The following is a 25,120-nucleotide window of genomic DNA, read 5'->3' on the forward strand; positions in this document are numbered from 1 at the left end:
GCGTCACTCCGCATATGTACGATTAAGCCGCCTCGTTGTTACCGAAGGCGCAGGCGTACTTACGTTCAAAGCGCTTATCTGCCCATCTCCCGTAGATACGCGAGGCAATCTGGAAAATGCCGGGCCACAGCAGGGGCTTGAACAGAAAGCCATAGGGCGTGTGGGACCAGGCCCGAACGTTTGCAGGCAAGCCGATGACCCATTCCCCGGTCCAGGTCATCAGGTGCAGGCGTCGCAGCAGGGTTTCATGGCTCGGCAAATTGCCGCTGCCATCACGCTGTTCGTGAATGTCTGCAAAAATCAGGTTGCCCCGTTGGAGTTTGCGCAAAGTGCGAATCTCCTTGGCACACAGTGGGCATTGTCCGTCGTAAAACAGGGTGTCATAACGGGGCTCCATCAAGTCCTCCAAGGGTCAGAATCTGTTTCCGGGCGTCCGCTTTACACTCTTCCAGGGTTTCCAGGATCCCGTCGAGGGCAGCGGGTAAGACCTCCGGGGCCGCCTTGCGGAACTGGTCAAGCAGCTCGATCTGAACATGGAGATCCTGGAAGCGGCCGTACAGCTTTTGGCGTGCTTTCATCGTTTTCAGCTCGGGCTTCCAGATTTTCGAGTCCAGCTCCATCAGGTAACGGATTCGCTTGAGTTGCTTGCGAAGCCGATGAATATCCTCATCCGGGGAGGTATGCATCAGCTCAGCGGTCAATCTGTTGAACCCTTTTATACGGCTCTCCACCGCCTTTCGGATGTCTTTTGCCCTCAGCGTCTCCGCCAACTTCTGGAACTTTCGGGACTCAATGAGGTTCAGCCAGTGCTCCATGCTGTCGTGATAGCGCTTGCTCTGCAGGCGCTTGACCAGTTTTTTGTGGCGGTTGGCGGTTTCCTGTTCGAACCAGATCTGCAGGGCTGCCCGGATTTCCGAATTGTCGCCACACAATTCAGGCAAGTCCTGGAGAAAAACATGCAGATCGCGTAACGGTCCCGTCGCACGGGCATGACGTTTCAGGGTTTTAACCGCTTTTGCCAGCGTCTTGTCACCGGTCACTTCCTGCACCGATTCGGCAATGGCCCGGCTGCGCCGAATCGCAATCCGGTATTGGTGCAGGAATTCGTCGTCCAGGCCCAGGATAACACCACGCTCCAGTTGCCTTAGCCGATCATGTTGGTGGTGAAGGGCCTTGGGGATGTCCCTTGCCGGGTCGTCTCCCTCGGTTCTGGCTTTCTTTTTAAGTTTCCGTTCGAAGTGGGCATAGCTGTAATCCTGTGGCGTCATCAGAGCCACCAGCTTGCCCTTGCCCCGGTCTAGCTGGTGCCAATGTTTGATCGGGAGGCGGATGTGAATGAAGCTGGCGGTAGGTAGCTGTTCGGGAGGATGTTTCAGCAGCCACTGGGCCAGTTCCAGCAAGGCAGGATTGTGACCTACAAGCGTGATTCCGGAATCAGCGTCGCGATGTTCTAGCCAGGCGAGCAGACGCCGGTAGTCAAAGGTGTACAGCTCGGCAAGATGCTGGCAGCGCTCGCGAGCAGCCATCTCAGGCGCTGCCCCCTCAAGTGTGGCGATGGCGCGGGTGGCATCACTGCTGAAGATCTCGCCCTGGAGCGCGCCCGATGCTTCCAGAGCCCTGCCCAGAGGTACCAGTTGACTCTCGCCCCGGGCGTTCAGTGGCCGCTCCCGGTCACAGAGCGTTTCATCGGCCCAGCTGGATTTGGCATGGCGTACCAGAAACAGGTGCTTCATTGGTCTACCTTCGTAGTGGTCCTTTAGTCTGACGCTTGCTCAAGACATTTACGTTACTGCCGTTACTCTACTTGTCTGAAAACATTGGCGGAAGGTCCGTTTATCCGTAGCGCTGAACACGCGCAGAGAGAGTCAGTGAAATCTCTTTTAACAAACTGGAACAGATCGTCTGAGTTGGTCTGTGGATAATCCGCATCAATAGCAAGTTCCCGGGAGTTTGAAAGCATGAATGTTCTGAGTCGGTTAAAAATCCGAAGCCGCTTACTTATCGCTGTACTTGTGCCTGTACTTATAACGGCGGCAACCCTCGCTTGGATCACCGCCAATCAGATTCAGGCAAATGGCGAAGCCGAACTCAAACGCCTGGAGACCAGTCTTCTCGATGCACGTAAGACCGGGCTGCAGAACCTGATTGATGCTGCTGAGGCAGTGGTGTTGGAGGCCAAGAACGACCCTTCAATGACAGAAGCGGAGGCGAAGGAGGCGGCTGCCGCGCGTCTGCGTTCTATCCGTTTTGACGAAACCAATTATGTATTCGCCTACACCCGGGATGTTTTCAACCTGGCGTATGCTCCAGATCCTTCGAAAGAAGGCCCCACGTCAAACCCGGTTGTCAGGAAACTGGTTGGCAATCTTTTCGACGCGGCCCGCGGTGAGGGCTTCTATGGCTATGACTGGATGAACCCGGCCTCTGGCAATGAAGAACCCAAGATGTCCTACTCCACGATCATCCCGGACTGGGACTGGATGATCGGTGCTGGCGTCTACATTACCGACATTGATCGCCAGGTAGCAGCAGCTCGCGAAAAAATTGAAGCCGGTATGGCCGAAACCCTGGGCTTTATCCTGCTGGTGACAGTGCTGGTGGTCGTGATTGCCCTGGTAATCGGCATCTTCGTGGGTCGTAGTGTGACCCGGCCACTGAAGAGCGTCAGCAACATGATGCAGGAAATCGCCGACGGTGAGGGTGACCTGCGCCAGCGCCTGCCAGACGAAGGCAATGACGAACTGGCCGAGCTGGGCCGGCGTTTTAACGCCTTCGTGGTCAAGATCCAGGACACCATGCGTGAGGTGGGCGCGACAACAGACCAGGTGGCTTCTGCAGCGGAAGAACTGAGCCGGGTTGCAAACGAGACCCGGGCTTCGGTTCAGGAGCAGGGGTCCGAGACGGATCAGATTGCCTCAGCCATCAACGAAATGGCCGCCACCATCCAGCAGATTTCCGGTAATGCCAATGAAGTTGAAAGTTCGGCCTCAGACGCCGATCGCATGGCCCGGGAAGGTGGCGAAACCATCAGCAGTGCTCAGGGCGCCGTGAACAAACTGTCCGAAGAGATTGAAGATACCGCCCGAAGCATCAATGCCCTGGCGGAAAAGTCCGATGAGATCCAGCAGGTGCTGGATGTCATTCATGCTGTGACTGAGCAGACCAATCTGCTGGCCCTTAATGCCGCCATCGAGGCTGCACGGGCTGGTGAGCATGGGCGTGGTTTCTCAGTGGTTGCGGATGAGGTTCGCCAGCTGGCGAAACGCAGCGCCGAGTCTGCTGATCAGATTCGCACCATGATTGACGGCTTTGTTACCGAATCCAAGGCATCGGTTGAGCGGATGAACAAATCACGCAACCGCTCGACGGAAACCGTCGAAAGAATCAATCATGCAACCAGCGCGTTGCGAACCATCGAGACATCGGTCGGCAAGATTCATGATCAGGTGACTCAGATCGCCACAGCCTCAGAGCAGCAGAGCCAGGTCGCCGAAGAGATTAACCAGAACGTGGTCCGTATTGTCGATGCTGCCCAACGCAGTGATACCGGCGTAAACCAGACCAACGAAGCCAGCCACGAACTGGCGCGCCTGGGGGAGAGCCTTCGGGAGCTAGTTGGTCAGTTCAAGGTCTGATCAGCGGCTGTCGGTCGCATTGATGAGCTCGCGCAACCTTCGGGAGCGTTTGGCACGGGCGCGGACCGTGGCGGTCAGGTAGTCGGTGTCGAACGGCTTCAGGACGTAGTCGTCGCCTCCGAGGGCAACACTCAAGGTTTTCTCATCCTGATGAGACTGTGACGTCAGGAAGACGATGGGAGTGGCATCGAATTCACGGTCCTCCCTGAGGATGGCAGCGAGTTCCGTCCCGGAGACGTTGGGCATCACAATATCCAGAATGATGACATCTGGCCTGATCGCCCGCGCAACTGTCAATGCCTGCAGAGGTTCCTCGCAGGCATGTACCTCAAGCCCAACATATTCCAGCTGTATTTTTGCGGCCTGCAGGGCGGTTTGATCGTCATCTACCAGCAGAACGCGGTAGGTTGTCGTGTGCTTGCGCTCGGCGAATTCATGGGCGAGGTCCATAAGGCGGTCTTTGGTGACCGGTTTGACCAGATAGCGCGAGGCACCCGCCCGGAGCGCTGCAAGCCTGGCGGGCATTTCGTCATGGATGGAAAGAAAGATAACCGCCGGCATTCTCCCCAGCCGGTTGCGAAGCTGTCGAATGATGTCCGGCCCCGCGCTCATGTCCTCGCCAAAGGCGACGTCCATAATAATCATGTCTGGCCGGGCAAGCGTTTCAAATATATCCAGATAAACCGACGAAGACAGGAAAACTTCCGCATCAAATCCGGCCTCAATAAGCCAGGTAAGCATTTCCTGAGCCACCAACTCGTCATCGTCCACAATGTGGATTTTCCGAGAGCCGCGTTTACTGGGTCCAGGGCTTTCCTCAACCGGCTTCAGGTCGCAATTTCGCATGGTCTCGACCAGCGTATCCATCGTTTCTCTTTTCGAAAGAGCGTCGAGAGGATGCGTGTGCCAGTTCTCGGCAAGAGACAGCAACTGCCTTGCTGCTGTAGAAACATACTCAAGACCGAGAGAACCGGAAGTGCCAGCGAGCTTGTGGGCCTCCTGGTATAGCAGTCCGAGTGAGGCGTTCAGGTTGTCGAGCCCGAATGCATCACTCGGGTCGGTCGGTATCGCGTCGATGAGCGCTTCGAGACGTTCAAACGTCTCGGGCAACTTTTCCACGTAGGCGGCCCGGAGGGCCTCTAACTGTGCCCGATGTCTGGAAAGCTCGTTGTCTGGCATGGACTGTATCCCGGATCCCTGGAATTACTGCAATCAGTGGTATTCAACATAGCCAATAAACGCCCGGATGAACAGATTTTGGCCTTTTTTAAACTCTCAGGTTACTATCTCCGAGGCATCAAAAATCACAACATAACAATGAAATAGAGGTTCAACGACAATGACCCACCTGCTGAAAGCAACGGTAGCGTCGGCGCTGCTTCTCGCAAGCAGCATCGGCCTCGCCGAGGAAAACTATACTCTGCGCCTTGCGCAAACCTGGGGGCCAAACTCTCCGGTACTGGGGGAGACTGTTCAGCATATGGCGGACATGGCAGAGACCATGTCGGATGGCCGTCTGCTGATTCGCATAGATCCATCCAACAAGCACAAGGCCCCCTTCGGAATCTTCGATCTCGTTCGCAACGGCCAGTACGACATGGGCCATACCGCGTCCTATTACTACAAGGGCTCAATCCCGAACGCTATGTACTTCACCACCATTCCGTTCGGGCTGATCGCGCCCGAGATGTACGCCTGGTTCTACCACGGTGAGGGCATGGAGCTGATGCAGAAGGTGTATGAACCCTATGGCATGCTGTCCTTCCCGGGTGGTAATACCGGTAACCAGATGGGTGGCTGGTTCCGCGAGGAGATCAATTCACTTGAGGATCTTCAGGGCCTGAAGATGCGCACCCCGGGGTTCGCTGGCGAGGTTATGTCGGAATTGGGTGTTGCCGTGACCAACCTGCCGCCGGGTGAGCTGTACACCGCACTCGAGCGTGGCACCGTGGATGCCGTTGAATGGGTCGGTCCTGCCCTGGATTTCCAGATGGGTTTCCACCAGATCGCCAAGTACTACTATTCGGGCTGGCAGGAGCCGGGCGCGGAAGTTCAGTTCCTGATCAACAAGAAGACCTGGGAAGAGCTGCCAAAGGATCTTCAGGAGATCCTGCGGGTTGCCATGCGCACCGCTGCCTATGACATGTACATCCAGAGCACCCACCAGAGTGGCGTGGCCTGGGATCGCATGAAAGAAGACTACCCGGATGTAACTCACAAGGTATTCCCGCCGGAAGTCATTGATGCCCTGCGCAGCACCACTAACCGTTTGCTGGCCGAAGCCGCTGAGAAGGATCCGCTTGCGAAAGAAATTATCGATTCACAGCGTGACTACCTCAAGCAGGTTCGTCAGTGGACCAACATTTCCGACAAGGCCTATCTGAACAGTGTGGCTGAAGACTGAAGCCTGACAATACCTGAGAGCCCGTCGAAGGCTTGAGGGCTTTGTCAGTCAAAGGGGCGCCGGGGCTGTAATACCCCGGCGCCCCTTTTTGTTTGCGTCGGTTTCTGGAAAAATAGGCCGCTCATTCTTTGGGCAGCGCCGATGAAACAGACACTGCTATCCCTGAGCAATCTTTCCAAGCAATTCGGTGGCAAAACGGTGCTCGACGGTCTGGATCTTGAGATCTACGACGGCGAGTTCATTACCCTGTTGGGGCCTTCCGGCTGCGGTAAGACTACGCTGCTGCGCCTGATGGCGGGCTTTGAGCATCCTGACGAGGGCACCATTACCCTGGCGGGAGAAAATCTCACTCACACCGCCCCGGAAAACCGGCCGCTGAATACCGTTTTCCAGCACTACGCGCTGTTCCCCCACATGTCAGTGTTCGACAACGTGGCCTACGGCCTGAAGATGGAAAAACGTCCCAAGGACGAGATTCGCCAGCGTGTCGATGAAGCCCTGGCCATGGTGCAGTTGCAGGATTTTGCCCGGCGCAAGCCCCATCAGTTGTCCGGCGGACAGCAGCAGAGGGTCGCCATTGCCCGCGCGGTGGTCAAACGCCCACGCCTGCTGCTGCTGGATGAACCCCTTTCGGCCCTCGATTACAAACTGCGTCGCACCATGCAGGTGGAGCTGAAGCGCCTGCAGCGGGAGCTCGGCATCACCTTTGTCTTTGTGACCCACGATCAGGAAGAGGCGCTGTCGATGTCGGATCGGGTGGTGGTGCTCAAGGATGGCCTCGTTCAGCAATTGGGAACGCCCCGGGAAGTCTATGAGCGACCGGCGAATCTCTTCACCGCGCGGTTTGTGGGTGAGACGAACTTTTTTCCGGGCACCGTTGAGTCGGTTCAGAACGGTTCCATTACCGTGGATGTCTTCGGCCTCAAACGAACCCTGCGCCGTCCGGATTTCCCGGTTCGCGAAAGCCAGCGCCTGCACGTTTTGCTTCGACCGGAAGATATCCGGGTTCTCGACCCTGACGACGAGAACGGCGTCGCAGGCAAGATTGTCGAGCGCAATTACAAGGGCAGCACGCTGGATTCGGTCATCCATCTCGCCGATGGCACCGAAGTTCTGGCCAGTGAATTCTTTGATGAAGATGACCCGGCGTTTGATTACCGGCTTGGAGAGCCCGTAAAAGTCAGCTGGGTTGATGGTTGGGAATGGCTGCTTCCAGAAGAAGCCAGCCAGAGGAGCGAAGAGGAACTGCCGGCCGATGCATAGCATTATGCAGCAGCCGTTCAAAAACGCTGTCCTGATTCTGGTCTGGGGCTGGCTCCTGTTCCTGGTACTGGCGCCGAATCTGCTGGTGGTAGGCGCCAGTGTCATGACCCGTGACCCGGTCTCGTTCCTGTCTCTGCCCCTGAATCTGGATGCCTATCGCCAGCTGTTTGATCCCCTGTATCTGGACGTCTTCCTGCATTCCCTGTACATGGCGGCGATGACCACGCTGGTGTGTTTGCTGATTGGCTATCCGTTTGCCTGGGCCCTGTCCAAAGTGGGCAAGCAACGTCAGCTGGTCCTGATCTTCCTTCTGATCGTGCCGTTCTGGACCAACTCTCTGGTGCGCACCTACGCACTGAAGCTGATCCTCGCCACCAATGGGCTGCTGAACAGCGCCTTGATGTCGGTCGGGCTTATCGATGAGCCGCTGCAGCTGCTTTACACCGAGGGCGCAGTGATCATTGGCCTGGTGTATCTGCTGTTGCCGTTCATGATCCTGCCACTGTATTCGGTGTTTGAGGATCTGAAGCAGGAGCTGCTACTGGCTTCTCATGATCTGGGCGCGGGTCGGCTTTCCACCTTTGTGCACGTAATAGTTCCGCTCACATTGCCCGGAGTGCTGGCCGGCGTGATGCTGGTCTTGCTGCCGGCCATGGGCCTGTTCTTCGTTCCGGATATTCTGGGCGGTTCAAGAAACCTGCTGGTAGGCAACGTGATCAAGAACCAGTTCCTCGATGCCCGCAACTGGCCTTTCGGGGCCGCCGCCAGCATCGTGCTGACCGTGACCATGGCGTTTCTCATGTTTGCCCACCGGTTGAGCAAGCGGCGTATCGGTGAGGAGGGCGCGTGATGACAAAGTGGCTGCCCCGAACCTATCTCACACTGGTCTACCTCCTGCTTTATGTTCCCATCGTGGTGCTGGTGGTGTTCTCGTTCAACGAGTCCCGCACCGGCTATGCCTGGGGTGGCCTCAGCCTGCGCTGGTACGAGTCGCTGTTTAACAACCGGGCCATGGTCACCGCCATGTGGAATTCCCTCTGGCTGGCGCTGTCTGCCGCCACGGTGTCCACGGTTATCGGTGCCCTGACGGCCCTGGCCCTGCACCGGTACCGATTCCGGGGCAAGAAGCTGCTCAACGGCATGCTGTTTGTGGTGATGATGTCGCCGGAGATTGTCCTGGCTATTTCGTTGCTGGCCCTGTTCCTGTTGGTGGGATTGCAGCTCGGCTATGTATCGCTGCTGCTGGCCCACGTCACCTTCTGCCTCCCGTTTGTGGTGATCACGGTCATGGCCCGGTTGAGTGGTTTCGACGAGAGCCTGCCCGAGGCCGCCCGGGATCTGGGCGCTTCTGATTTTACGATGACCCGCACCGTGCTGATCCCGGTGATCATGCCGGCGTTACTGGCAGGCTGGCTGCTAGGGTTTACACTGTCTCTCGATGATGTGGTGGTCAGTACGTTTGTCAGTGGCCCGAGCTATGAAATTCTGCCCCTGCGCATCTATTCCATGGTGCGTGTGGGCCTGAAACCCGAGGTGAATGCCCTGGGCACACTGTTGCTGGTGTTTTCACTGGTTATGCTGATGTTGTCTCAATGGATTCTGGTAAGGAGCAAACGATGAAGAAACTGGCACTGGCCGGCTTGCTGGCAGTGGGATTGACGGGGTGCAGTTCCGAGGAGCCCCAGGTTCTCAACCTCTATAACTGGTCCGAATACATGCCTCAGGAAGTCCTCGACCGTTTTACCGAGGAAACGGGCATTCAGGTGGTCTACACGACCTACGACAGTAACGAGGCCATGTATGCCCGTCTGAAGCTGCTGGATGACAGCGCAGCCTATGACCTGGCGGTGCCGTCTACCTACTACGTCAGCAAGATGCGCCAGGAAGACCTGCTGATGCCGATCGATCGCAGCAAGATCGAAGGGTTTGATAATCTGGATCCCGAGCTGGTGAACCTGGATATCGATCCGGCGAACAAATTCTCCGTGCCCTACCTCTGGGGTACCACAGGGCTGGCCGTGGACACCGCAGACATCGAAGGCGGGCCTGTTACTGCCTGGGGAGACCTGTGGGAAGATCGCTTCGATGGCCGGGTGATGCTCACCAACGACATGCGGGAAGTTTTCCACGTTGGCCTGCGGGTGCTGGGCTATTCCGGCAACAGCACCAATCCGGACGAGATCGAGGCAGCCTATGAAAAGCTTGCCGAGCTGATGCCTTCGGTTCGCACCTTCAACTCCGATGCGCCCCGCATGCCCTACCTGGAAGGCGAGACCGATGTTGGCATGATCTGGAACGGCGAGGCCGTGATGGGCAAGGACACCATGGAGTCGCTCGAATATGTCTATCCGGAAGAGGGTATCATTGCCTGGCTGGACAGCTTCGTTATTCCGAAAAACGCCAAGAATCCGGAAGCGGCCCATCAGTTCATCAGTTTCGTGCTGCAACCTGAAATCTCTGCGCTTATCAGTGAGGAAATCGGTTACGCCACACCAAACCTGGCGGCGCGGGATCTGTTGCCGGACGAGGTTGCGAATAACCGTGCGAGCTATCCGAACGCCACCGATATGATCAATGCCGAGTTCCAGACCGATATCGGCGACGATGCCCTGCAGGTGTATGCCAAGTACTGGGAAATGTTGAAGTCCGGTCGCTAAGGGCGCGGATACCGCATCGCGCTACGGAAAACGGAGGCTTCGGCCTCCGTTTTTTGCATCGGGTTTCACAAAACTGCAATACATGGTCTATAACTTCCTGATAACAAATGGTTAGCAAACTCTTGAACTTGCCATCAGTAAGGACACGTTATGATCATGCCCTCTCGCTCGACACGGAACCGTGCTTTTTTGCTGTCTGCAGCCCTGGCCTCTTCCAGCTTCTCTGCCAACACCCTGGCTGAAGAGCTGCGCCTGATTACCTGGGGTGGCTATGCCCCCGACGATGTGGTCGCCCAGTTTGAGGAGGAGACCGGCATCGATGTGAAGGTAACCCTCTCCAATAACGAGGACATGATCTCCAAGCTCCGAGCCACTGGCGGAGCGGGTTTTGATCTTGCCCAGCCTAGCCAGGACCGCATTGTTGGCGTGCAGCGCCAGTTCAACATCTATAAGCCTATTGATTTCAGCCGCGTTAACACCGATCAGTTGCAGCCGTCCATGGTCAAGGCGACCCAGGACTCCACTGAACTGGATGGCAAGTTTTATGGGGTGCCTTCGGTGTGGGGAACCAGTGGTCTGATCGTCCACAGTTCGGTGGCCGATACCGTGACTGATTATATCGATCTCTGTGATACCGCTGTTGAAGGCCAGGTCAGCTACCGACTCAAGCGGCCGACCCTGATCGGTTTTGCCTTTGCCATGGGGATGGACCCGTTTGCGGCCTATGACAATCGCGACGAGTACGAGACCATCATGACAAAGGTTGAGGACAAGCTGATTGACTGCAAGAGCAATGTGAAAACCTACTGGACCGGCGGCGATCAACTGCTGGCCCTGCTGCGCACCGGTGAAGTCAAAGCGGCCATGGCCTGGGATGCCGGCGGCTGGAAGCTCAACGCCGAAAACCCGGACATCCGGTTTGTGGCTCCCGAATCCGGTGCCCTGGGCTGGATTGATACCTTTGCGATTCCACGTCGCAGCGAGAACGAAGAAGCCGCCTACAAGTGGATCAATTTTGTGATGCAGCCGGAGATTGCGGCCCGTATCACCAATGCATCGGGCAACTTCACCGCCTCGAAAGGTGCCGATGAGTTTGTCAAAGCCGATCTCCGGGACGCTTACCGCGAAAGCTTTAATGACGCCGCCATCAACAATATCAAGTGGTATCCGCCGGTTCCGCCGGGGCTGGAAACCATGGAAGGTCAGGTGCTGGATCGCGTCCAGGCCGCGAACTGATTCTCATGGGAATGGATTCGGACCTGTTCTGTGAGGGACTGGTCCGCCGGTTCGGCAGCAATGCCGCGGTGGATCATGTGTCCCTGGACGTGCCTGCGGGCACGTTTTTCTCGATTCTGGGACCCTCCGGTTGCGGCAAGACCACGTTGTTGCGACTCCTCGCCGGGTTCGATAAACCCGATCAGGGAGACATCCACATCCGTGGCCAGCGTATGAACGATGTGCCCCCCAATCGTCGACCGGTGAACATGGTGTTCCAGCATCTGGCCCTGTTTCCCACCATGACGGTCGGTGACAACATCGCCTATGGGCTGAAGCGCCGGAAAATGCCTCTGGCAGAGCGGCGAAAGCGCATTGCCCGGGTGCTGGAGCAGGTCGGCCTGCCAGATCTTGAGCACCGCAACCCCCAGGAGCTTTCCGGCGGACAGCGACAGCGGGTGGCCCTGGCGCGCTGCCTGGTACTGGAGCCCACGCTCCTGCTGCTGGACGAACCCCTCGGCGCGCTCGACCTGAAACTCCGTGAGCAGATGAAGGTGGAGCTTAAACACCTCCAGAAACAGTTCGGAACCACCTTCGTGTACATCACCCACGACCAGTCGGAAGCCATGGTGATGTCGGATCAGGTGGCGGTTATGCGGGACGGCCGATTTGATCAGGTAGCGCCGCCGGAAGAGCTTTATCGGGAACCGGCCACTCCGTTCGTCGCCGGGTTCGTCGGCGATAACAATCGCCTGTCCGGAGAGCTGGTGTCCGTGCGGGATGATCTGGCCGAAATTCGTCTGGATGATGGTGTGCTGGTTCAGGGCAGAGTGGCATCGGACAACCTTCGAACCGGCCATCGGGCCGAACTGTATATCCGGCCTGAATCCCTGGTGCTGTCTGGGGATGCGCTCAGTGCGGGCTTCTCATCGCTGCAGGCGAAAGTGCGCACCACTCTGTTCGATGGCGCCAACAGCCGCGTCGAGGCAGAGAACTGTGGGCAACCGGTATACGCCCGCCTGCCTCAGGATGGCTCGGCACCCAGGCTGTCTGCCGACAGTTCAATCCGTCTGGCCTGGAATCCGGCCCTGGCCAGGGTCTTTGGAGCCGACAGTCTGTGAGGTCGTCGGTCAGTCGCCTATCCCTCTGGTTGCTGCTCACTCCGTTCCTGCTATGGATCGTATTGCTGGTGCTCCTGCCCCATCTTCAGATGCTCCGGGTCTCGTTCCAGGTCCGGGAAAGCTGGGACACCATTGCCTGGGGCATTGAGCAGTACCAGAATTTCTTTACCGAGGCCTATTATTGGCGGACGTTTGTACGCACCGGGGTGATGTCGCTGTTCACCACCTTTCTGACGCTGATCATCGCTTTCCCCATTGCCTGGTATATTGCACGACTAGCCCGGGGCCGCTCCAAGGGCTTCCTGTTTCTGGCCTGCCTGATCCCGTTCTGGGCGAGTGAGTTGGTACGTACTTACGGTTGGATGATTCTGCTGCGCGAAAGTGGGCTGTTCAGTTCCTGGCTTCAGGCGCTGGGCTGGGCGGATGGCCCGGTGGAGATGCTCTACAACGATGTGGCGGTCATCATCGGGCTTGTCTACAACGGCCTTCTGTTCATGGTTGTCCCATTGGTGACAACCCTTGATGGCATGGATGAAAACCTGGTGGAAGCCGGTTACGACCTGGGTGGCGGTCACGGCACTGTGTTGCGCGAAATCGTTGTGCCCTGGGCCATGCCCGGTATCGTTTCCGGCTGCATCGTGGTGTTCATGCTCACTCTTGGCAGCTATCTGACGCCGGTGCTCATGGGCGGGAAGGACAGTGCCTGGTTTACCGAGCAGATCTTCACCCAGTTCATTACCCGTTTTAACTGGGAGCAGGGCGCGGCACTCGGTGTTCTGCTGCTGGTACTGTCGTCGGTCATCGTCTGGCTCGGGCTGAAAATCTCTGGTCAGTCGTTGCGCAAGGTGATGGGGTGAAGGTGAGGGTGAAGCCATGATCCGTTCCGTACCCCGGTCCCGTCTGTTCGACAGCCTCTATCTGGCCTACCTGGTGGCATTTTTCGTTTACCTGGCCTTGCCGCTGCTGGTCACGGCCGTGTTTGCTTTCAACGACGCGCCTTTCCCGTCACTGCCATGGAAAGGCTTCACCCTGGACTGGTATTTCGCAGATGGCAGTGAGGGCCGTACCGGACTATTCCACGACGATGGGCTGCTTACGGCGCTCTGGGTCAGTGCCAAAATTGCTTTCTGGGTGACTCTGGTGAGCGTTGCCCTGGGGTGTGTTAATGCCGTGTTGTTTGAACGGGTGCAGTTCCGGGGCAAGGAATTCCTGTACCTGCTCATGCTGCTGCCATTGGTGATTCCCGGTGTCATTCTGGGGGTGTCCATACTGGTGTTCTACAGCGGCATGGCCAATGATATGTCGGCAGCCTGGGGAATCGAGCTGGATCTGTTCCGGCCCGGAATGACTCTGGTGGTGATGGGGCAGGTGACCTTCATCGCGACTCTGAGCACTCTGGTGATCGCGGCCCGCCTGCGCAAGTTTGATCCCCAGCTGGAAGAAGCCGCCCTGAACCTGGGCGCCACGCCCCTGCTGGCATGGTTTACCGTGACCCTGCCCTGGCTATTGCCGTCTATTTTCGGGGCCGCCGCCATGGCTTTCCTGATGTCATTTGAAAACTTCAATACCACCGTTATGCTGACAGGTAGTGATACACCGCTGACGGTGGCACTGTTCAATCGCCTCCGGGAAGGGTCGACGCCTGTGCTCAATGCGGTGGCACTGTTGCTGATGGTGGGCTCTGCGCTACTGGCGTTGCTGGTGATGGGCCGCTCCTCACGTTAACGGTGTTCGCCGCAATCACGGGATGCGCGACCGGATTGAACTGGCAGTCGCCGGGAGGTCTCATGAAGTTTATTTTCGAAGTGCATATCCGGGAAGGCCATACTGCCGAGGAATACGCGGATGCCTGGGTGAGAGCGAGCGAAATTATACAGCAGGCGCCCGGGGCCCGGGGTACTGAACTGCACCGCAAGATTGGCGACCCCAACACCCTGATTGCCATCGCCTCCTGGGAGAGCAAGGAACAGCGGGATGCCATGGAAGGGCAGCATAACCCCGAGGTGGCCGCGATCATCCGCAGCGCTGCGCCTTTCGTGGATATCAAGCCCATCGGTGAGTTTGAAGACCCGGAATGGGTAGTGGAGCCGCCTCGATCATCGCATGGTCACGAATCGCCTTGAGCGCACCGGTCGTATGCCCCGAAAGAGTGCTCCGAATTTGCGGGGACTGGACTATAATCAGATCTGATCGCCCCACAACTCAGGTTTGCGTTCCTGATGCCACAGATTAGCCTGCTACGTCTGGTTACCGCGTTGGTTCTGGCCTTGATACTGCCTGCACTTACCTATGGAGCGTCTCAGCCGGTAGCCGAAGGTTGGGAGTATCGCTGGGGTGACTCTCCCTTTACCGAGGACGGTGTTCCGGAGTGGGTGGTGCAGGATGCACCCGAAAAATGGCAAAGCATTGGTTTTCCCTCCAATCCACCCGGCCGTGAAGGGCGTGAGAATGTCTGGTTCCGGGTCACCCTGCCAACCGGCGAGTGGCAGGAGCCCGTCCTTTACATCTTCAGTGTCGATCTGATCGTCCAGGTCTGGATTGAGGGTGAAAAAATCTACCAGTATGGCGAGTTTGATGACCAGGGCCGGGGCCGGTTTGAGGGCTGGCCGTGGCATGAAATCGTGCTGCCCGAGGGCTATGAAGGCAAGCCGGTGTATTTCCGGATTTTCTCCAATTACACGGATATCGGGCTGTGGGGCGAAGTCTCCATCATGGATCATCCGGATCTGGTTCTCTACATTCTCAAGAATTCCCTCGAAGCACTGGTCATTGCGGGTTTCGCCACCTTGATTGCGTTGTTGGCGATCATCTTTGCGCTGTTGCAGGCGGAAAAGAAAACCTTTGCGACTATCTCTCTATTCACTCTCTCATCTGCCCTGATGCTGGTTTCTGAGAGCCAGGCCAGTCTACTGATTGCTTACCAGCCGTTGATGTGGGATTACCTGGCTGCCGGCTCCTATTACATGCTGCCGGTGGCACTGGCACTGCTGCTGGAGCAATGGCTGACCAATCATCGCCCCTGGGTGATAAATCTGATCTGGAAAGTTCATCTTGTTTACCTGGTGGGTGCATTGCTGGGCGCGCTAGCGGGCGTGTTTGATCTCTCGTCTACGTTCCCGCCATTTGATGCCATGTTTCTCGTTTCTCTGGTTATTATTTTTGCCGTCGTGCTTCGTCGTATCGGTAAAATGTTGCGCGAGCAACAGGTACTGCTTTTAGCCTTCGGCTTTTTCTGCGCGTTGCTGATTGTGGATATGGCAGTGGCCCATGGTGTGCTTCCCTGGGGCCGAGTCCCGGTCAGTTGGGGAATGCTCCTCTTCTCTCTGGCGGTGGTGATTATTTCACTGTGGCATTACGCAGGCACCCAGGAGGCGTTGAAGCGGCTGAACGTGTCACTGGAAGAAAAGGTTGCCGAACGTACCGCCAAGGCGGAGGCTCTGGCCCGGCGCGAGCAGGCGCGGGTCCGGATGCTGACCTTTGAAAATGAGAAAAACCGGATTCTGGGCGACGTGATTACCGAGCTGCAGGACTGTCTGGGCCTGAAGCAGGCGTTCGGGTTGCTTGTCCGGGCGCTCCCGGATATTTGCAGCCCGCTTAAAGGCGCCTTTTATCAGCGGGGCTCGGGAGAGCGGTATGATCGGGTTGCCGTCTGGGGATTCAGTCGCCCGGTTCCGCTTCCGGTGATTCTGGATGCCCGCAAAGGCCTCCCGGAGCCCTCCAGGCTGCCGCAACTGAAACAGTGGCAGGGCGCCGATGGGGAGGGGAGAGAGGCCGAGAGCGATACCTTGTGTTTCTGGGTAAATGTGGAGTCGGCCAGTGCCGGCAATGTGACTGAAGGTGTGCTTCTGCTCGAGGGCGATGGCGTTTTCGGAAAGGCAGAGAGCGAGTATGGTTCGGCACGTCTGCTTACGGCGCTGGATCAGGCCATCCAGAGAATCGGTATCACCCTCTCAAGCATTGCCCTGCGGGAAGAGTTGCAGAAGTTTTCCTACGAGGATGCACTCACCGGTCTGAAAAACCGCCGCTACTTTGATCAGCTTTTCGAACATGAAAGCGCCGTCGCGCAGCGTAACGATTTGTCGCTATCCCTGTTGATTGTCGACATCGATCACTTCAAACGGTTCAACGATACCCACGGCCACGAAGCGGGAGACGATGCCCTGAAGATCGTCGCTGGCATTCTTCAAAAGCAGTTCCGGGAGAGTGACATTGTTTGCCGGTACGGTGGTGAAGAGTTTGTGGTGGTCATGCCGGGAGCAACCTCCGACGCCGCCAGGGACAAAGCGAACCAGCTGTGTGAAGCTGTTCGCAAAGTAGCTATTATCCATCGGGAGCAGGATCTTGGGGCACTGACGGTTTCGGTGGGTGTTGCCAACTGGCCCGACGATGCTGAAAAGCCATTTCAAATTCTGACCCTGGCCGACAAGGCGCTGTATCGCGCCAAGGAAGCCGGCCGCAACCGGGTCGAAATCTCGGTTTAGACGGTTACACCACCAGAACCGGGCATTTGGCGTGGGATGCAACCCGGTGGGAAACGCTGCCAAGGAACATGCCATCCTTGTCGCTGTGCGTTCCTTTGGTGCCCACGACGATCAGGTCTGCGCCCTTGTCTTTGGCAAAATCGATGATAACTTTTGACGGCCTGCCCGCCTTCACAAAGCCCCGAACGTGGGTGGCGCCACGCTCCTTGGCAAGTTCCTTTGCGTGATTGACGACTTCCTTGGCGTATTCCGACAGCACCTTGTCCGGAATATCCATGTCGTCCGGGCGTCCTATCGACAACGACGCCTCAAATAGGCTGTGGTGTTTGTAGACGCAAAGAAGAAAAATCTCTGCGTCGGTCAGCTTTTGCAGCTCGATGGCCTTGTTCAGAGCATCGAAGGAGGTCATCGAGCCATCGACTGCCACCAGAATCCGTTTGAACATCTTGCTCTCCTTTGTATTCACCCTTCAGGGCGATCAGATCACCTGAAGGCCAGGTCGCGCAGGAACAAAGCAATTTGCGGGAACGCAATCAATAACCCGGCAGCGGCTATCAGCATGATTACGAACGGCGGCGTGCCGCGAATAACCTCCAGATAGGGGCGCTTGAATATCGCGATGGCGGTAAAGATGTCACAGCCGAACGGCGGCGTTGCCGAGCCGATGGCTACCTGCAGGGTAATGAGCACGCCGACCAGTACCGGGTCGATGCCAGAGGCCTCGATGGCCGGTGCAAAGATTGGCGTCAAAACCAGGATCACCACAATCGGGTCAACGAACATGCAGGCAATAAAGAAGGCGATACAGATGGTAATCATCACGCCAATCGGGCCCATGTCACTGATTCCGACCGCGTCCAGAATAGCCTGGGGGATTTGGGCAAAGGAAATAATCCAGGAGAAGCCGGTGCCCACGGCTACCAGAATAAATACGACAGCGGTGATCAAGCCTGTGGACTTCGCGATTCGATAGATGTCAGCAAGCTTGAGTGATCGGAACACCACGAACTCAAGCAGGAAGGCGTAGAGTACGCAAACTGCTGCAGCCTCTGTCGGACTGAAGATACCTCCGTAAATGCCGCCTACGATAATGACCGGGAAGAACAGCGGCCACAAAGCCTCGCGCATGGCTACGGCTCTCTGGCTCCAGGTGGACTTCTCCTCGGTCGGAAGGTTGTTGACGCGAGCATAGATCAGGCAGTAGATCGAAAACATTATCAGAATCATCAAGCCTGGCCCGATACCGGCAATGAACAGCTCGGCAATGGAGGTCTCGGAAATAACCCCGTAGATAATGAAGCCGATGCTCGGGGGTATCAGAAACGCAATGTCACTGGAGTTGATAATCAGCGCGAGCGAGAACGGATCCGAATAGCCGGCCTTGAGCAGCTTGGGCCGCAATGGCGAGCCAACCGCCACAACCGTTGCCTGGGTAGAACCTGATACGGCACCGAAAAGGGTGCAGGAGGTGGCGGTACTGATTGCCAGCCCACCCTTAACGTGGCCAATGAAGGCCATAACCATATTGATCAGGCGGTCGGCAGACTGCCCGCGCGTCATGATGTCCGCCGCCAGGATAAACATCGGAACAGCAATCAGTGAGGCTGGCCGGATACCCCCCATCATCTGCTGGACGAAGGTGCCCATCTGGCCGAAGCCATCAAACATCATTACAAAGCCGACCACAGCGCCGGTGATCAGGGGAATCATCATCGGGAAGCCCAGCAGCAATAGCCCGATCATGATCAACATCATTATAGTTGCCATGATTTCTTATCCTTCCTTTATGTCAGCTGCAGGGTTCATACTTCTGATTCGGTATCCGCGTAACCGTCTACCACCCCGGTAGAGAGGTACACGTCCTTGCTGGTGAAGTTCTTGATGGCCGTGAGGAGGTACTGAATTCCCGTAATGGCAAAACCGATGGGCACCCAGATATAGATCCACCAGATTTCAAAACCCAGCGCAGGCAGAATGCGGCCTCGGCTGTACAGGGTCTGGATATATTCGAACGAGTGGTAGCAAAGGAAGAACATAACCACAGAGGTGAACAAAGCGATGATGATCATCAGCACTTTTCGCCCCTTGACCGGAATGGCGTCGTAAATTGCAGACATCCGAATATGCCTGCCATGGCGGGCCGCATAGCCGATGCCGGCAAAGGTGATCAGGATAATGAGAATCCGGTTGATTTCACCGGAGAAGAAAAGGCCTTCGCCGAACACATACCGCGCAATAACATTCACACAGGTATTGATGGCCATCAGGATGACGCCAACGGCCAGCATGAACGCCTCGACCTTGGCAATTATTTCATCGATGGTTCCAAGAAATCCGGGCAGGCCGGACTCGTAGATGCCGGTATCGTCTTCAAGATCCGGGGAATTCTCGGACATGGGGTCTGCTCCAGAGAATGTCGCTCCCGGCCGGTAGGAAGTCCCCGGCGGGGCGGGGTTAGTACAGCTACCCGCCGGCCGGAGCCGGCGGGAGTGGTTCCATCAGGTTCAGTTGTTCTGAACTTCTTCCAGGTCTTCCTTGAACTGGTTCAGCAGTTCTTTGCCGCTCTCGCCAGTCATTTCGATGAACTTCTCTTCAACCTGGGGCGCACGGGCCTTGAAGGCTTCGATCTGCTCATCGGTCAGACGGGTAACGGTGACCTCATCGCTGGCTTTCTGGATCTTGGCCAGGGCTTCATCGGCGAGACCGTCGATGTGCACGATGATCTCTTCAAAGGCATAGTCAGCGGCGTCTTGCACCAGTTTCTTGTCTGCATCAGACAGGCCGTTGTAGAAATCCTGGTTGGCCATCATGGCAGTGGTGAACCAGCCGTGCTTGGTGAAGACCAGGTTCGGGGACACTTCATAAAGACCGCCGGACTCGATCCAGAAGATCGGGTTTTCCTGCCCCTGGATCATGTTGGTCTGCAGCGCACCATAGACTTCACCCCAGGGCAGCGGGGTCGGTGTCGCGCCGAAGGCAGAATAGGTTTCTGACAGAAGCGGGTTAGTCATGACCCGGATCTTCTTGTTGTTAAAGTCCGCAGGTTCAGTGACCGGCTCGTCCACGGTCACAACCATTTCACCTTCCGGGTACATCTTCAGAAGCTCAAGGCCCTTCTCTGCGTAGAGCTCCGGGAAGTCTTCGTTGATGGCTTCACTCGTGCGGAAGAACTCGATAACCGTATCCATGTCGGTCGGCATCAGGTAAGGAATGAAGAAGATCTGGGCTTCAGGAATCAGGGAACCGGTAAAGCCGGGCGACTGGTTAACGAAGTTGAGGATGCCCGCCTGGGTCTGCTCCATGATGTCGTCGGACTCACCCAGCTCGCCAAAACGGTAAACCTGCAGGGTGTGGTCGGAATTTTCCTCAATGTATTCTTTGAACTTGTAGGCGAACACATCCTGTACGTCGCCCTCGTATTCCTCGTGCGCGTACCGCCAGTTTGCGGCGTTTACAGAATTCGCCATGGTCATCGCAGCGAACGCGAACGCTGAAATTCCGGCCAGTTTTTTGAACTTGCTCATGCTGCTCATCGGGTTTTCTCCGTTCGTTTTTTTGCTGAAATTTATTGTTACATTAATAAAGACTGGCAAAACAAAGAGGTTTTCGCAAGAAAATGGCCAAAACAATAAATTCCGAGGCGGTCGTTTTCGCGATTTCGCAAGTTCATGAAATCACGGCTGATTCACATCTGAAAGGCAGGTTTGGAGGAATCCGCGGAACTCGCTGACAACCCGATCGAGACTGTTTTCCAGCCTGTGGCCATCGGGCACAACCAGTATGGGAAGGCCCTGGTCCCGTGCCAGGTCTAGCACCGGCGCGACCGGTACCACGTCGTCCTCCCAGCCGTGGATGATCTGGCAGTGGCGGGCCCGGATGATCGGGCTGGACTGGGGGTACCTGGCCATGGCAAGGGCTGGCGCCAGGATAAAGCAGCCCCGAACCGGGGTGTCGGAGCTGGTTTGAGCGCACACCCAGCCGCCCATGCTGGATCCGGCCAGTATGGTGTTTGCCGGATTGGCGCCGCTCTGAGCCATGGCCGCCTGCATTTGTTTCAGGCGGGTAGAAGGATCCTTGGTACTCCTGTGATCAATCGCATGGGCCTTGATGTTCGGGAAGGTTTCGGCTTCGGCTTTCATGGCCTGGATTTTCGTGCTGCCCGGGCCGCTTTCCAGGCCGTGGGAGAGGAACACATGGATCGGGGTATCGGTCATGATGAAAATGGCTCCTGCTTTGAACACTGTTTACCCAGGATGATGAGCAGCCAAACCCTTTCTGTCCACTTTGCAGGCTGAGCCAGCCGTCCGATCGGCGCGTATAAAAAAATCAGCGAAGCGAACAGGGAAACGGGATCCATGAAACACCTTAAAAGCCTTCTGATGATGCCGGTATTGATTGCCAGCCTTGTGGGCGCGCCTGTGGCGCAAGCCGATAGCTGCCCGGCGTTTCTCGATCATGAAATGCGCAAACTGCACTCCTCCGACACCGTTAATCTCTGCGACCTGGCGGCCGGCAAGCCGATGCTGGTGGTCAATACCGCCAGCCGTTGCGGTTACACCGGCCAGTTTGAGGGGCTCGAGGCCCTGCACAAGCAATACGCGAAGGATGGGTTGGTGGTGGTCGGTTTTGCCAGCGACGATTTCCGGCAGGAGGCAGATTCGGAAGCCGAAGCAGCGACTGTCTGTTTCAAGAACTTCGGTGTGACCTTCACCATGATTGCCCCGGGTGCTGTTACCGGACCCGAGGCAAACCCTGTGTTCCAGGCCATTAACGAGCAGAGTCAGCCCCCGCGCTGGAATTTCACCAAGTATGTGATTGATCGATCAGGCACGGTGGTGGAGAGCTTTCCAAGCCGGGTGCGTCCCCAGGATCCGGAGCTGATCGATTCGGTGGAGTCTGTGCTCTAGGAGAGTGCCTGCGGGGCCTTTCTGGTTTGAGCAAGGATATCGAGCGCATGCCTGCGCTTCGCGGGATCGTAAATGTCCACGGTAAACATCAATTCATCGACCTCAATGCCTGAAAGGATCTGTTCAAGCTGGCGCTGGATGATGTTGGCATCGCCGAGCAGCTGGAGCCCGAGAAAATCCTTTACGCTGGCTTTTTCGCCGGCGTTCCACAATCCCTCCATGGTGTCCACGGGAGGCTTCATCCAGAGTGGCTGGCCCCGGAACAGCGCGAGAATACGCTGGTAGCTGGTTGTGGCCAGATGCTCGGCTTCCTGCACCGAGTCCGCCGGAATGGCCGGCAGTGCGAGCATGGCGTAGGGCTTTTCGAGCCGCTCCGAAGGTTGGAAGTTGTCGCGGTAGACTCGCAGGGCTTCCCGATACAGTCTGGGGGCAAAATGCCCGGCGAAGGCATAGGGCAAGCCTCGCATGGCGGCAAGCTGGGCACTGTAAAGACTTGAACCCAGCAGCCACAGAGGCACGTTGGTGCCGGCCCCCGGTATCGCCTTCACGGGCTGGCCAGGCTGCAGAGGGCCAAGCAGCGACTGAAGCCGTGCGACATCCTCCGGAAACTGTTCTGCCCCCAGGCCATCACGCCTGAGAGCCCGTGCGGTTACCGGGTCAGTGCCAGGTGCGCGGCCGAGTCCGAGATCAATCCGGCCCGGATACAGACTTTCCAGCGTTCCGAACTGCTCGGCGATCACCAATGGGGGATGGTTTGGGAGCATGACGCCGCCAGAACCGACCCGGATAGCTTCCGTCTTGCCCGCGATGTGCCCGATCAACACTGAAGTAGCGGAGCTGCTGATGCCCTCCATGTTGTGATGTTCGGCCAGCCAGAAGCGCTTGAAGCCGAGTTTCTCAGCCCGTTGGGCATAGGCCACACTGTTGGCAAGCGTGGTGCCGACCGAATCGCCTTCGCGGACGGAGGCCAGTTCGAGCAGTGAGTATTCAGGACAGTCAGGCATGGAGCTCCCGTTGCAGAAAAGTCATTCGCGAGCTTGCAACCATGGTGCCTGTGGGCGCTTGTTTCAAGATTAGCCCCAATAGGTGCTACAGATCGATCACAATCGGCGGGTTCAGAGGCTTGAAGCTCCCGTTACAGGTGCTGGCGTTCACGTAGAGGCAGTCACCGATCTGTTCCCGACCGTGGTCTTCGTGAATATGGCCGAAAATGTGCAGTTTCAGAGTCAAGCTGGCTACGCGTTCGGCCAGTGCCTCGCAGCCGGGACGAATAATACCCGTGGGCGAATCGATTTTGTCCCGGATACCCGCCGGAGGACCGTGGGTGATCAACACGTCGGTGTCTTCGGGAATACGGGCCCAGCGCTCGGCAAGAGCATCGCCCCGTTCAAGGTTGAACGCCCAGTTGAAGAACACTGGCGTCCATGGGCTTCCCCAGAACTTCAGGCCTTCCAGTTCCACCGGGCTGTCCTGCAAATAATGAGCATGGCGTATCAGTTCGCGAGCTTCGGCCGGCTCATCCTGGAAACACCAGTCGTGATTGCCGGCAATCAGGATTTTGTTTCTGTGGGGTAACTCGGAAAACCACCGGTCGAGATCCTCCAGTTCATCCAGGGTCCCGACGCCGAGGCAGTCGCCGGCGTGAATCAGCAGGTCGCCGTCAGGCACCTGGATCTGGCGATGCATGCTGTGGGTGTCGGAGATGCAGACTATTCTCATGGTATTGAAGGTTCCGATCGGTGGCATTCGCGCATTATTGTTGAAACTAAGATAGCATTTACGACCCGTTCAGCCCTCATGCTTTTCCTGTGATGCCATGCGATTGATTCTGAGCCGGAAGGGGTTCGATTCTTCTGCCGGAGGTTGTCCCAGCCCGGTTTTACCGGACGGTTCCCTGTGTGTGCTGCCCATTCCGGATGCCCAGTCCCGAATCCGTTATAGCGAAGTCGTTTTCGAAGAGCGCCGTCTGGGCAAAATTGCCCGGGATCTCACCGGCGGCAGAATTCGAGGAGGGCATGGCGCCCACCTGGACCCGGACCTGGTGGCCGATGCCTACCCACGTGAGAATGGCTGGCGACCTTTATTGGGGCAAACCGGTTCTGCCCAGGGGCATTTGCGTAATCAGGGGGTTGAGCCCGGAGACCTGTTCCTATTCTTCGGGGTCTTCCGGCACGCTGAACTGCATAACCGTCGCTGGCGCTTTGTGCCCGGTTCACGTCCGTTTCATGCCATCTGGGGGTGGCTGCAGATTGGCCAGATACATGCCATTGATGAACTGGCACCGGATGCGTCGCCCTGGGCCCGATATCATCCGCATTTCCACGGCCAGCCGGACGCTGGCAACACACTCTATGAGTCTTCTGATGCCTGCCAGTTGGCAACCGGGACGGAGGTCTTTCCCGGCAGTGGCGTGTTCCCGGAGTTGCGGGATGATCTTGTCCTTACTGATCCGCAAAGCCGGCTGCCGACCCGATGGCGTCTGCCGGCTGCATTTTTTCCGGGCGAGGACCGCCCGCCCCTGAGCTACCACACCAGAGCGGACCGCTGGCAGCTCGATTCACCCTGGTGCTACCTGACTTGCGCGGCCCGCGGACAGGAATTTGTGCTGGATCTGGATGCCTATCCGGATCTGATTGACTGGCTTGCGAGCCTGCTCAGAACTGGCCGTGGCGGCCAGCCCCCTCTTTGAATTTCCGGGCCCCGGCAATGGCCTCTTCGAAAACCACCGGGTAGCCCGCGGCCCCCTCGGCTTCCAGGGCTTCCCGGGTATCCAGATCCCATTGATGAATGGCAGACGCCCTGTCTGCCCGCATGCAGCGTTGCGGGAATCCGGCAATGGTTGCTGCCAGTTCCTGGGCCGCTTGCAGTGCCGTCCCGTCCGGAACGACGCGGTTTGCGAGTCCCATTTCCAGGGCCTCCTCCGCCTTGACGGGGCGCCCGGTCAGTATCATGTCCATGGCTCGCCCATGGCCGACAATGCGGGGCAGCCGGACGGTGCCACCATCAATCAGGGGAACGCCCCAGCGCCGGCAGAAAACGCCAAATACCGAAGAGGCTTCCACAACCCGCAGGTCGCACATCAGGGCCAGCTCCAGACCTCCGGCCACGGCATAGCCGGAGACGGCAGCGATCACCGGTTTGGAAAAGTGCATACGGGTCGGGCCCATGGGGCCATGGCCGGTGCCGTGGGGGGCAATCCGGTTGCGCCGCCGCTCATCGCCGATCGCTTCCAGGTCGGCGCCGGAGCAGAAATTTCCCCCGGTGCCGCACAGCACCGCAACCTTCAGGGCATCGTTTTCCTCAAACTCGATGAATGCCCTGCGCAGGGCATCGGCTGTCGGGCCGTCCACGGCGTTGCGTTTGTCGGGCCGGTTGAGCGTGATGGTGCAGATGCCGTCATTGATACTGGTCAGAACCGCGTGCTCGGTCATTGCTTT

General features: G+C 57.4%; 25 protein-coding genes. 14 read left to right on the forward strand and 11 right to left on the reverse strand.

What is annotated here, in order from left to right; genetic code table 11:
- Positions 1 to 22: 22 nt before the first annotated feature.
- Both AC13E3_RS11825 and AC13E3_RS11830 read right to left on the reverse strand, forming a co-directional pair.
- The gene (locus tag AC13E3_RS11825; protein WP_405417998.1) at positions 23 to 397 is read right to left on the reverse strand and encodes a thiol-disulfide oxidoreductase DCC family protein; all 375 of its coding nucleotides are present in this window, start codon (positions 395 to 397) and stop codon (positions 23 to 25) included.
- Positions 381 to 1,733 (reverse strand): CHAD domain-containing protein, encoded by a 1,353-nt coding sequence (locus tag AC13E3_RS11830; protein WP_405418001.1) that lies wholly within the window; start codon positions 1,731 to 1,733, stop codon positions 381 to 383. Before AC13E3_RS11830 ends, AC13E3_RS11825 begins: the two co-directional genes overlap by 17 nt.
- A gap of 225 nt (positions 1,734 to 1,958) precedes the next feature.
- On the opposite strand from AC13E3_RS11830, the gene AC13E3_RS11835 reads away from it, so the two are divergent.
- Positions 1,959 to 3,635 carry a methyl-accepting chemotaxis protein gene (locus tag AC13E3_RS11835; RefSeq protein ID WP_405418004.1) on the forward strand — a complete coding sequence of 559 codons (1,677 nt, stop codon included), beginning with the start codon at positions 1,959 to 1,961 and terminating at the stop codon, positions 3,633 to 3,635.
- On the opposite strand, the gene AC13E3_RS11840 is transcribed toward AC13E3_RS11835, so the two are convergent.
- The gene (locus AC13E3_RS11840) at positions 3,636 to 4,814 is read right to left on the reverse strand and encodes a response regulator (protein WP_069182697.1); all 1,179 of its coding nucleotides are present in this window, start codon (positions 4,812 to 4,814) and stop codon (positions 3,636 to 3,638) included.
- Between the two features lie 160 nt (positions 4,815 to 4,974).
- On the opposite strand from AC13E3_RS11840, the gene AC13E3_RS11845 reads away from it, so the two are divergent.
- From AC13E3_RS11845 to AC13E3_RS11895, 11 genes are all read left to right on the forward strand, one after another.
- Complete coding sequence (locus tag AC13E3_RS11845) at positions 4,975 to 6,039, forward strand: TRAP transporter substrate-binding protein (protein ID WP_482902058.1); 1,065 nt, start codon at positions 4,975 to 4,977, stop codon at positions 6,037 to 6,039.
- Between the two features lie 141 nt (positions 6,040 to 6,180).
- Entirely contained in the window at positions 6,181 to 7,302 is a 1,122-nt protein-coding gene (gene potA / locus AC13E3_RS11850) for a spermidine/putrescine ABC transporter ATP-binding protein PotA (protein WP_053113780.1), read from the forward strand.
- A complete protein-coding gene (potB, locus tag AC13E3_RS11855; RefSeq protein WP_053113782.1) occupies positions 7,295 to 8,152 on the forward strand; it encodes a spermidine/putrescine ABC transporter permease PotB in 858 nt (285 codons plus the stop codon). The genes potA and potB overlap by 8 nt, the downstream gene beginning before the upstream one ends.
- Positions 8,152 to 8,922 carry a spermidine/putrescine ABC transporter permease PotC gene (potC, locus tag AC13E3_RS11860; protein ID WP_482902059.1) on the forward strand — a complete coding sequence of 257 codons (771 nt, stop codon included), beginning with the start codon at positions 8,152 to 8,154 and terminating at the stop codon, positions 8,920 to 8,922. Before potB ends, potC begins: the two co-directional genes overlap by 1 nt.
- Complete coding sequence (locus AC13E3_RS11865; protein ID WP_482902060.1) at positions 8,919 to 9,959, forward strand: extracellular solute-binding protein; 1,041 nt, start codon at positions 8,919 to 8,921, stop codon at positions 9,957 to 9,959. Before potC ends, AC13E3_RS11865 begins: the two co-directional genes overlap by 4 nt.
- A gap of 156 nt (positions 9,960 to 10,115) precedes the next feature.
- On the forward strand, positions 10,116 to 11,195 hold the full coding sequence (locus tag AC13E3_RS11870) for an extracellular solute-binding protein (protein ID WP_414673512.1): 1,080 nt from the start codon (positions 10,116 to 10,118) through the stop codon (positions 11,193 to 11,195).
- Positions 11,196 to 11,200: 5 nt separating this feature from the next.
- Positions 11,201 to 12,295, forward strand: a complete 1,095-nt coding sequence (locus AC13E3_RS11875; protein ID WP_273085319.1) for an ABC transporter ATP-binding protein — start codon at positions 11,201 to 11,203, stop codon at positions 12,293 to 12,295.
- Positions 12,292 to 13,152, forward strand: a complete 861-nt coding sequence (locus AC13E3_RS11880; RefSeq protein WP_482902061.1) for an ABC transporter permease — start codon at positions 12,292 to 12,294, stop codon at positions 13,150 to 13,152. Before AC13E3_RS11875 ends, AC13E3_RS11880 begins: the two co-directional genes overlap by 4 nt.
- Positions 13,153 to 13,168: 16 nt before the next feature.
- Positions 13,169 to 14,020: an ABC transporter permease gene (locus AC13E3_RS11885; protein ID WP_273018144.1), complete on the forward strand. Its 852-nt coding sequence runs from the start codon at positions 13,169 to 13,171 to the stop codon at positions 14,018 to 14,020.
- A gap of 62 nt (positions 14,021 to 14,082) precedes the next feature.
- On the forward strand, positions 14,083 to 14,418 hold the full coding sequence (locus tag AC13E3_RS11890; RefSeq protein ID WP_069182706.1) for an antibiotic biosynthesis monooxygenase family protein: 336 nt from the start codon (positions 14,083 to 14,085) through the stop codon (positions 14,416 to 14,418).
- Positions 14,419 to 14,514: 96 nt separating this feature from the next.
- The gene (locus tag AC13E3_RS11895) at positions 14,515 to 16,776 is read left to right on the forward strand and encodes a sensor domain-containing diguanylate cyclase (protein ID WP_405418018.1); all 2,262 of its coding nucleotides are present in this window, start codon (positions 14,515 to 14,517) and stop codon (positions 16,774 to 16,776) included.
- Positions 16,777 to 16,780: 4 nt separating this feature from the next.
- On the opposite strand, the gene AC13E3_RS11900 is transcribed toward AC13E3_RS11895, so the two are convergent.
- From AC13E3_RS11900 to AC13E3_RS11920, 5 genes are all read right to left on the reverse strand, one after another.
- The gene (locus tag AC13E3_RS11900; RefSeq protein WP_405418021.1) at positions 16,781 to 17,221 is read right to left on the reverse strand and encodes a universal stress protein; all 441 of its coding nucleotides are present in this window, start codon (positions 17,219 to 17,221) and stop codon (positions 16,781 to 16,783) included.
- Between the two features lie 38 nt (positions 17,222 to 17,259).
- Complete coding sequence (locus AC13E3_RS11905; protein WP_069182709.1) at positions 17,260 to 18,543, reverse strand: TRAP transporter large permease; 1,284 nt, start codon at positions 18,541 to 18,543, stop codon at positions 17,260 to 17,262.
- A gap of 35 nt (positions 18,544 to 18,578) precedes the next feature.
- A complete protein-coding gene (locus tag AC13E3_RS11910; RefSeq protein ID WP_069182710.1) occupies positions 18,579 to 19,172 on the reverse strand; it encodes a TRAP transporter small permease in 594 nt (197 codons plus the stop codon).
- 108 nt (positions 19,173 to 19,280) lie between these two features.
- The gene (locus AC13E3_RS11915; protein WP_136630718.1) at positions 19,281 to 20,309 is read right to left on the reverse strand and encodes a TRAP transporter substrate-binding protein; all 1,029 of its coding nucleotides are present in this window, start codon (positions 20,307 to 20,309) and stop codon (positions 19,281 to 19,283) included.
- A gap of 141 nt (positions 20,310 to 20,450) precedes the next feature.
- Positions 20,451 to 20,990 carry a YqiA/YcfP family alpha/beta fold hydrolase gene (locus AC13E3_RS11920; RefSeq protein ID WP_136630719.1) on the reverse strand — a complete coding sequence of 180 codons (540 nt, stop codon included), beginning with the start codon at positions 20,988 to 20,990 and terminating at the stop codon, positions 20,451 to 20,453.
- A gap of 141 nt (positions 20,991 to 21,131) precedes the next feature.
- On the opposite strand from AC13E3_RS11920, the gene AC13E3_RS11925 reads away from it, so the two are divergent.
- Positions 21,132 to 21,683: a glutathione peroxidase gene (locus AC13E3_RS11925; protein ID WP_405418027.1), complete on the forward strand. Its 552-nt coding sequence runs from the start codon at positions 21,132 to 21,134 to the stop codon at positions 21,681 to 21,683.
- On the opposite strand, the gene AC13E3_RS11930 is transcribed toward AC13E3_RS11925, so the two are convergent.
- Both AC13E3_RS11930 and AC13E3_RS11935 read right to left on the reverse strand, forming a co-directional pair.
- Entirely contained in the window at positions 21,680 to 22,687 is a 1,008-nt protein-coding gene (locus tag AC13E3_RS11930; protein WP_136630720.1) for an LLM class flavin-dependent oxidoreductase, read from the reverse strand. The genes AC13E3_RS11925 and AC13E3_RS11930 overlap by 4 nt on opposite strands.
- Before the next feature lie 85 nt (positions 22,688 to 22,772).
- Positions 22,773 to 23,402: a metallophosphatase domain-containing protein gene (locus AC13E3_RS11935; RefSeq protein WP_194838955.1), complete on the reverse strand. Its 630-nt coding sequence runs from the start codon at positions 23,400 to 23,402 to the stop codon at positions 22,773 to 22,775.
- Between the two features lie 97 nt (positions 23,403 to 23,499).
- Here AC13E3_RS11935 and AC13E3_RS11940 point away from each other — a divergent pair, with 97 nt between their 5' ends.
- The gene (locus AC13E3_RS11940; RefSeq protein ID WP_405418031.1) at positions 23,500 to 24,372 is read left to right on the forward strand and encodes an Nmad3 family putative nucleotide modification protein; all 873 of its coding nucleotides are present in this window, start codon (positions 23,500 to 23,502) and stop codon (positions 24,370 to 24,372) included.
- On the opposite strand, the gene AC13E3_RS11945 is transcribed toward AC13E3_RS11940, so the two are convergent.
- Positions 24,338 to 25,114 (reverse strand): crotonase/enoyl-CoA hydratase family protein, encoded by a 777-nt coding sequence (locus AC13E3_RS11945; RefSeq protein WP_405418034.1) that lies wholly within the window; start codon positions 25,112 to 25,114, stop codon positions 24,338 to 24,340. The genes AC13E3_RS11940 and AC13E3_RS11945 overlap by 35 nt on opposite strands.
- Between the last annotated feature and the right edge of the window lie 6 nt (positions 25,115 to 25,120).

This window comes from Marinobacter sp. L-80, from assembly GCF_056859395.1.

Excerpts from the sequence above, each read along its gene's own strand:
- potA (WP_053113780.1), top strand. The coding sequence starts at position 6,181 with ATGAAACAGACACTGCTATCCCTGAGCAATCTTTCCAAGCAATTCGGT.
- AC13E3_RS11905 (WP_069182709.1), bottom strand. The coding sequence starts at position 18,543 with ATGGCAACTATAATGATGTTGATCATGATCGGGCTATTGCTGCTGGGC.
- AC13E3_RS11900 (WP_405418021.1), bottom strand. The coding sequence starts at position 17,221 with ATGTTCAAACGGATTCTGGTGGCAGTCGATGGCTCGATGACCTCCTTC.
- AC13E3_RS11925 (WP_405418027.1), top strand. The coding sequence starts at position 21,132 with ATGAAACACCTTAAAAGCCTTCTGATGATGCCGGTATTGATTGCCAGC.
- AC13E3_RS11940 (WP_405418031.1), top strand. The coding sequence starts at position 23,500 with ATGCGATTGATTCTGAGCCGGAAGGGGTTCGATTCTTCTGCCGGAGGT.
- AC13E3_RS11845 (WP_482902058.1), top strand. The coding sequence starts at position 4,975 with ATGACCCACCTGCTGAAAGCAACGGTAGCGTCGGCGCTGCTTCTCGCA.
- AC13E3_RS11830 (WP_405418001.1), bottom strand. The coding sequence starts at position 1,733 with ATGAAGCACCTGTTTCTGGTACGCCATGCCAAATCCAGCTGGGCCGAT.
- AC13E3_RS11835 (WP_405418004.1), top strand. The coding sequence starts at position 1,959 with ATGAATGTTCTGAGTCGGTTAAAAATCCGAAGCCGCTTACTTATCGCT.
- AC13E3_RS11870 (WP_414673512.1), top strand. The coding sequence starts at position 10,116 with ATGCCCTCTCGCTCGACACGGAACCGTGCTTTTTTGCTGTCTGCAGCC.
- AC13E3_RS11945 (WP_405418034.1), bottom strand. The coding sequence starts at position 25,114 with ATGACCGAGCACGCGGTTCTGACCAGTATCAATGACGGCATCTGCACC.
- potC (WP_482902059.1), top strand. The coding sequence starts at position 8,152 with ATGACAAAGTGGCTGCCCCGAACCTATCTCACACTGGTCTACCTCCTG.
- AC13E3_RS11865 (WP_482902060.1), top strand. The coding sequence starts at position 8,919 with ATGAAGAAACTGGCACTGGCCGGCTTGCTGGCAGTGGGATTGACGGGG.
- AC13E3_RS11825 (WP_405417998.1), bottom strand. The coding sequence starts at position 397 with ATGGAGCCCCGTTATGACACCCTGTTTTACGACGGACAATGCCCACTG.
- AC13E3_RS11930 (WP_136630720.1), bottom strand. The coding sequence starts at position 22,687 with ATGCCTGACTGTCCTGAATACTCACTGCTCGAACTGGCCTCCGTCCGC.
- potB (WP_053113782.1), top strand. The coding sequence starts at position 7,295 with ATGCATAGCATTATGCAGCAGCCGTTCAAAAACGCTGTCCTGATTCTG.
- AC13E3_RS11895 (WP_405418018.1), top strand. The coding sequence starts at position 14,515 with ATGCCACAGATTAGCCTGCTACGTCTGGTTACCGCGTTGGTTCTGGCC.
- AC13E3_RS11915 (WP_136630718.1), bottom strand. The coding sequence starts at position 20,309 with ATGAGCAGCATGAGCAAGTTCAAAAAACTGGCCGGAATTTCAGCGTTC.
- AC13E3_RS11885 (WP_273018144.1), top strand. The coding sequence starts at position 13,169 with ATGATCCGTTCCGTACCCCGGTCCCGTCTGTTCGACAGCCTCTATCTG.
- AC13E3_RS11920 (WP_136630719.1), bottom strand. The coding sequence starts at position 20,990 with ATGACCGATACCCCGATCCATGTGTTCCTCTCCCACGGCCTGGAAAGC.
- AC13E3_RS11840 (WP_069182697.1), bottom strand. The coding sequence starts at position 4,814 with ATGCCAGACAACGAGCTTTCCAGACATCGGGCACAGTTAGAGGCCCTC.
- AC13E3_RS11890 (WP_069182706.1), top strand. The coding sequence starts at position 14,083 with ATGAAGTTTATTTTCGAAGTGCATATCCGGGAAGGCCATACTGCCGAG.
- AC13E3_RS11910 (WP_069182710.1), bottom strand. The coding sequence starts at position 19,172 with ATGTCCGAGAATTCCCCGGATCTTGAAGACGATACCGGCATCTACGAG.
- AC13E3_RS11875 (WP_273085319.1), top strand. The coding sequence starts at position 11,201 with ATGGGAATGGATTCGGACCTGTTCTGTGAGGGACTGGTCCGCCGGTTC.
- AC13E3_RS11935 (WP_194838955.1), bottom strand. The coding sequence starts at position 23,402 with ATGAGAATAGTCTGCATCTCCGACACCCACAGCATGCATCGCCAGATC.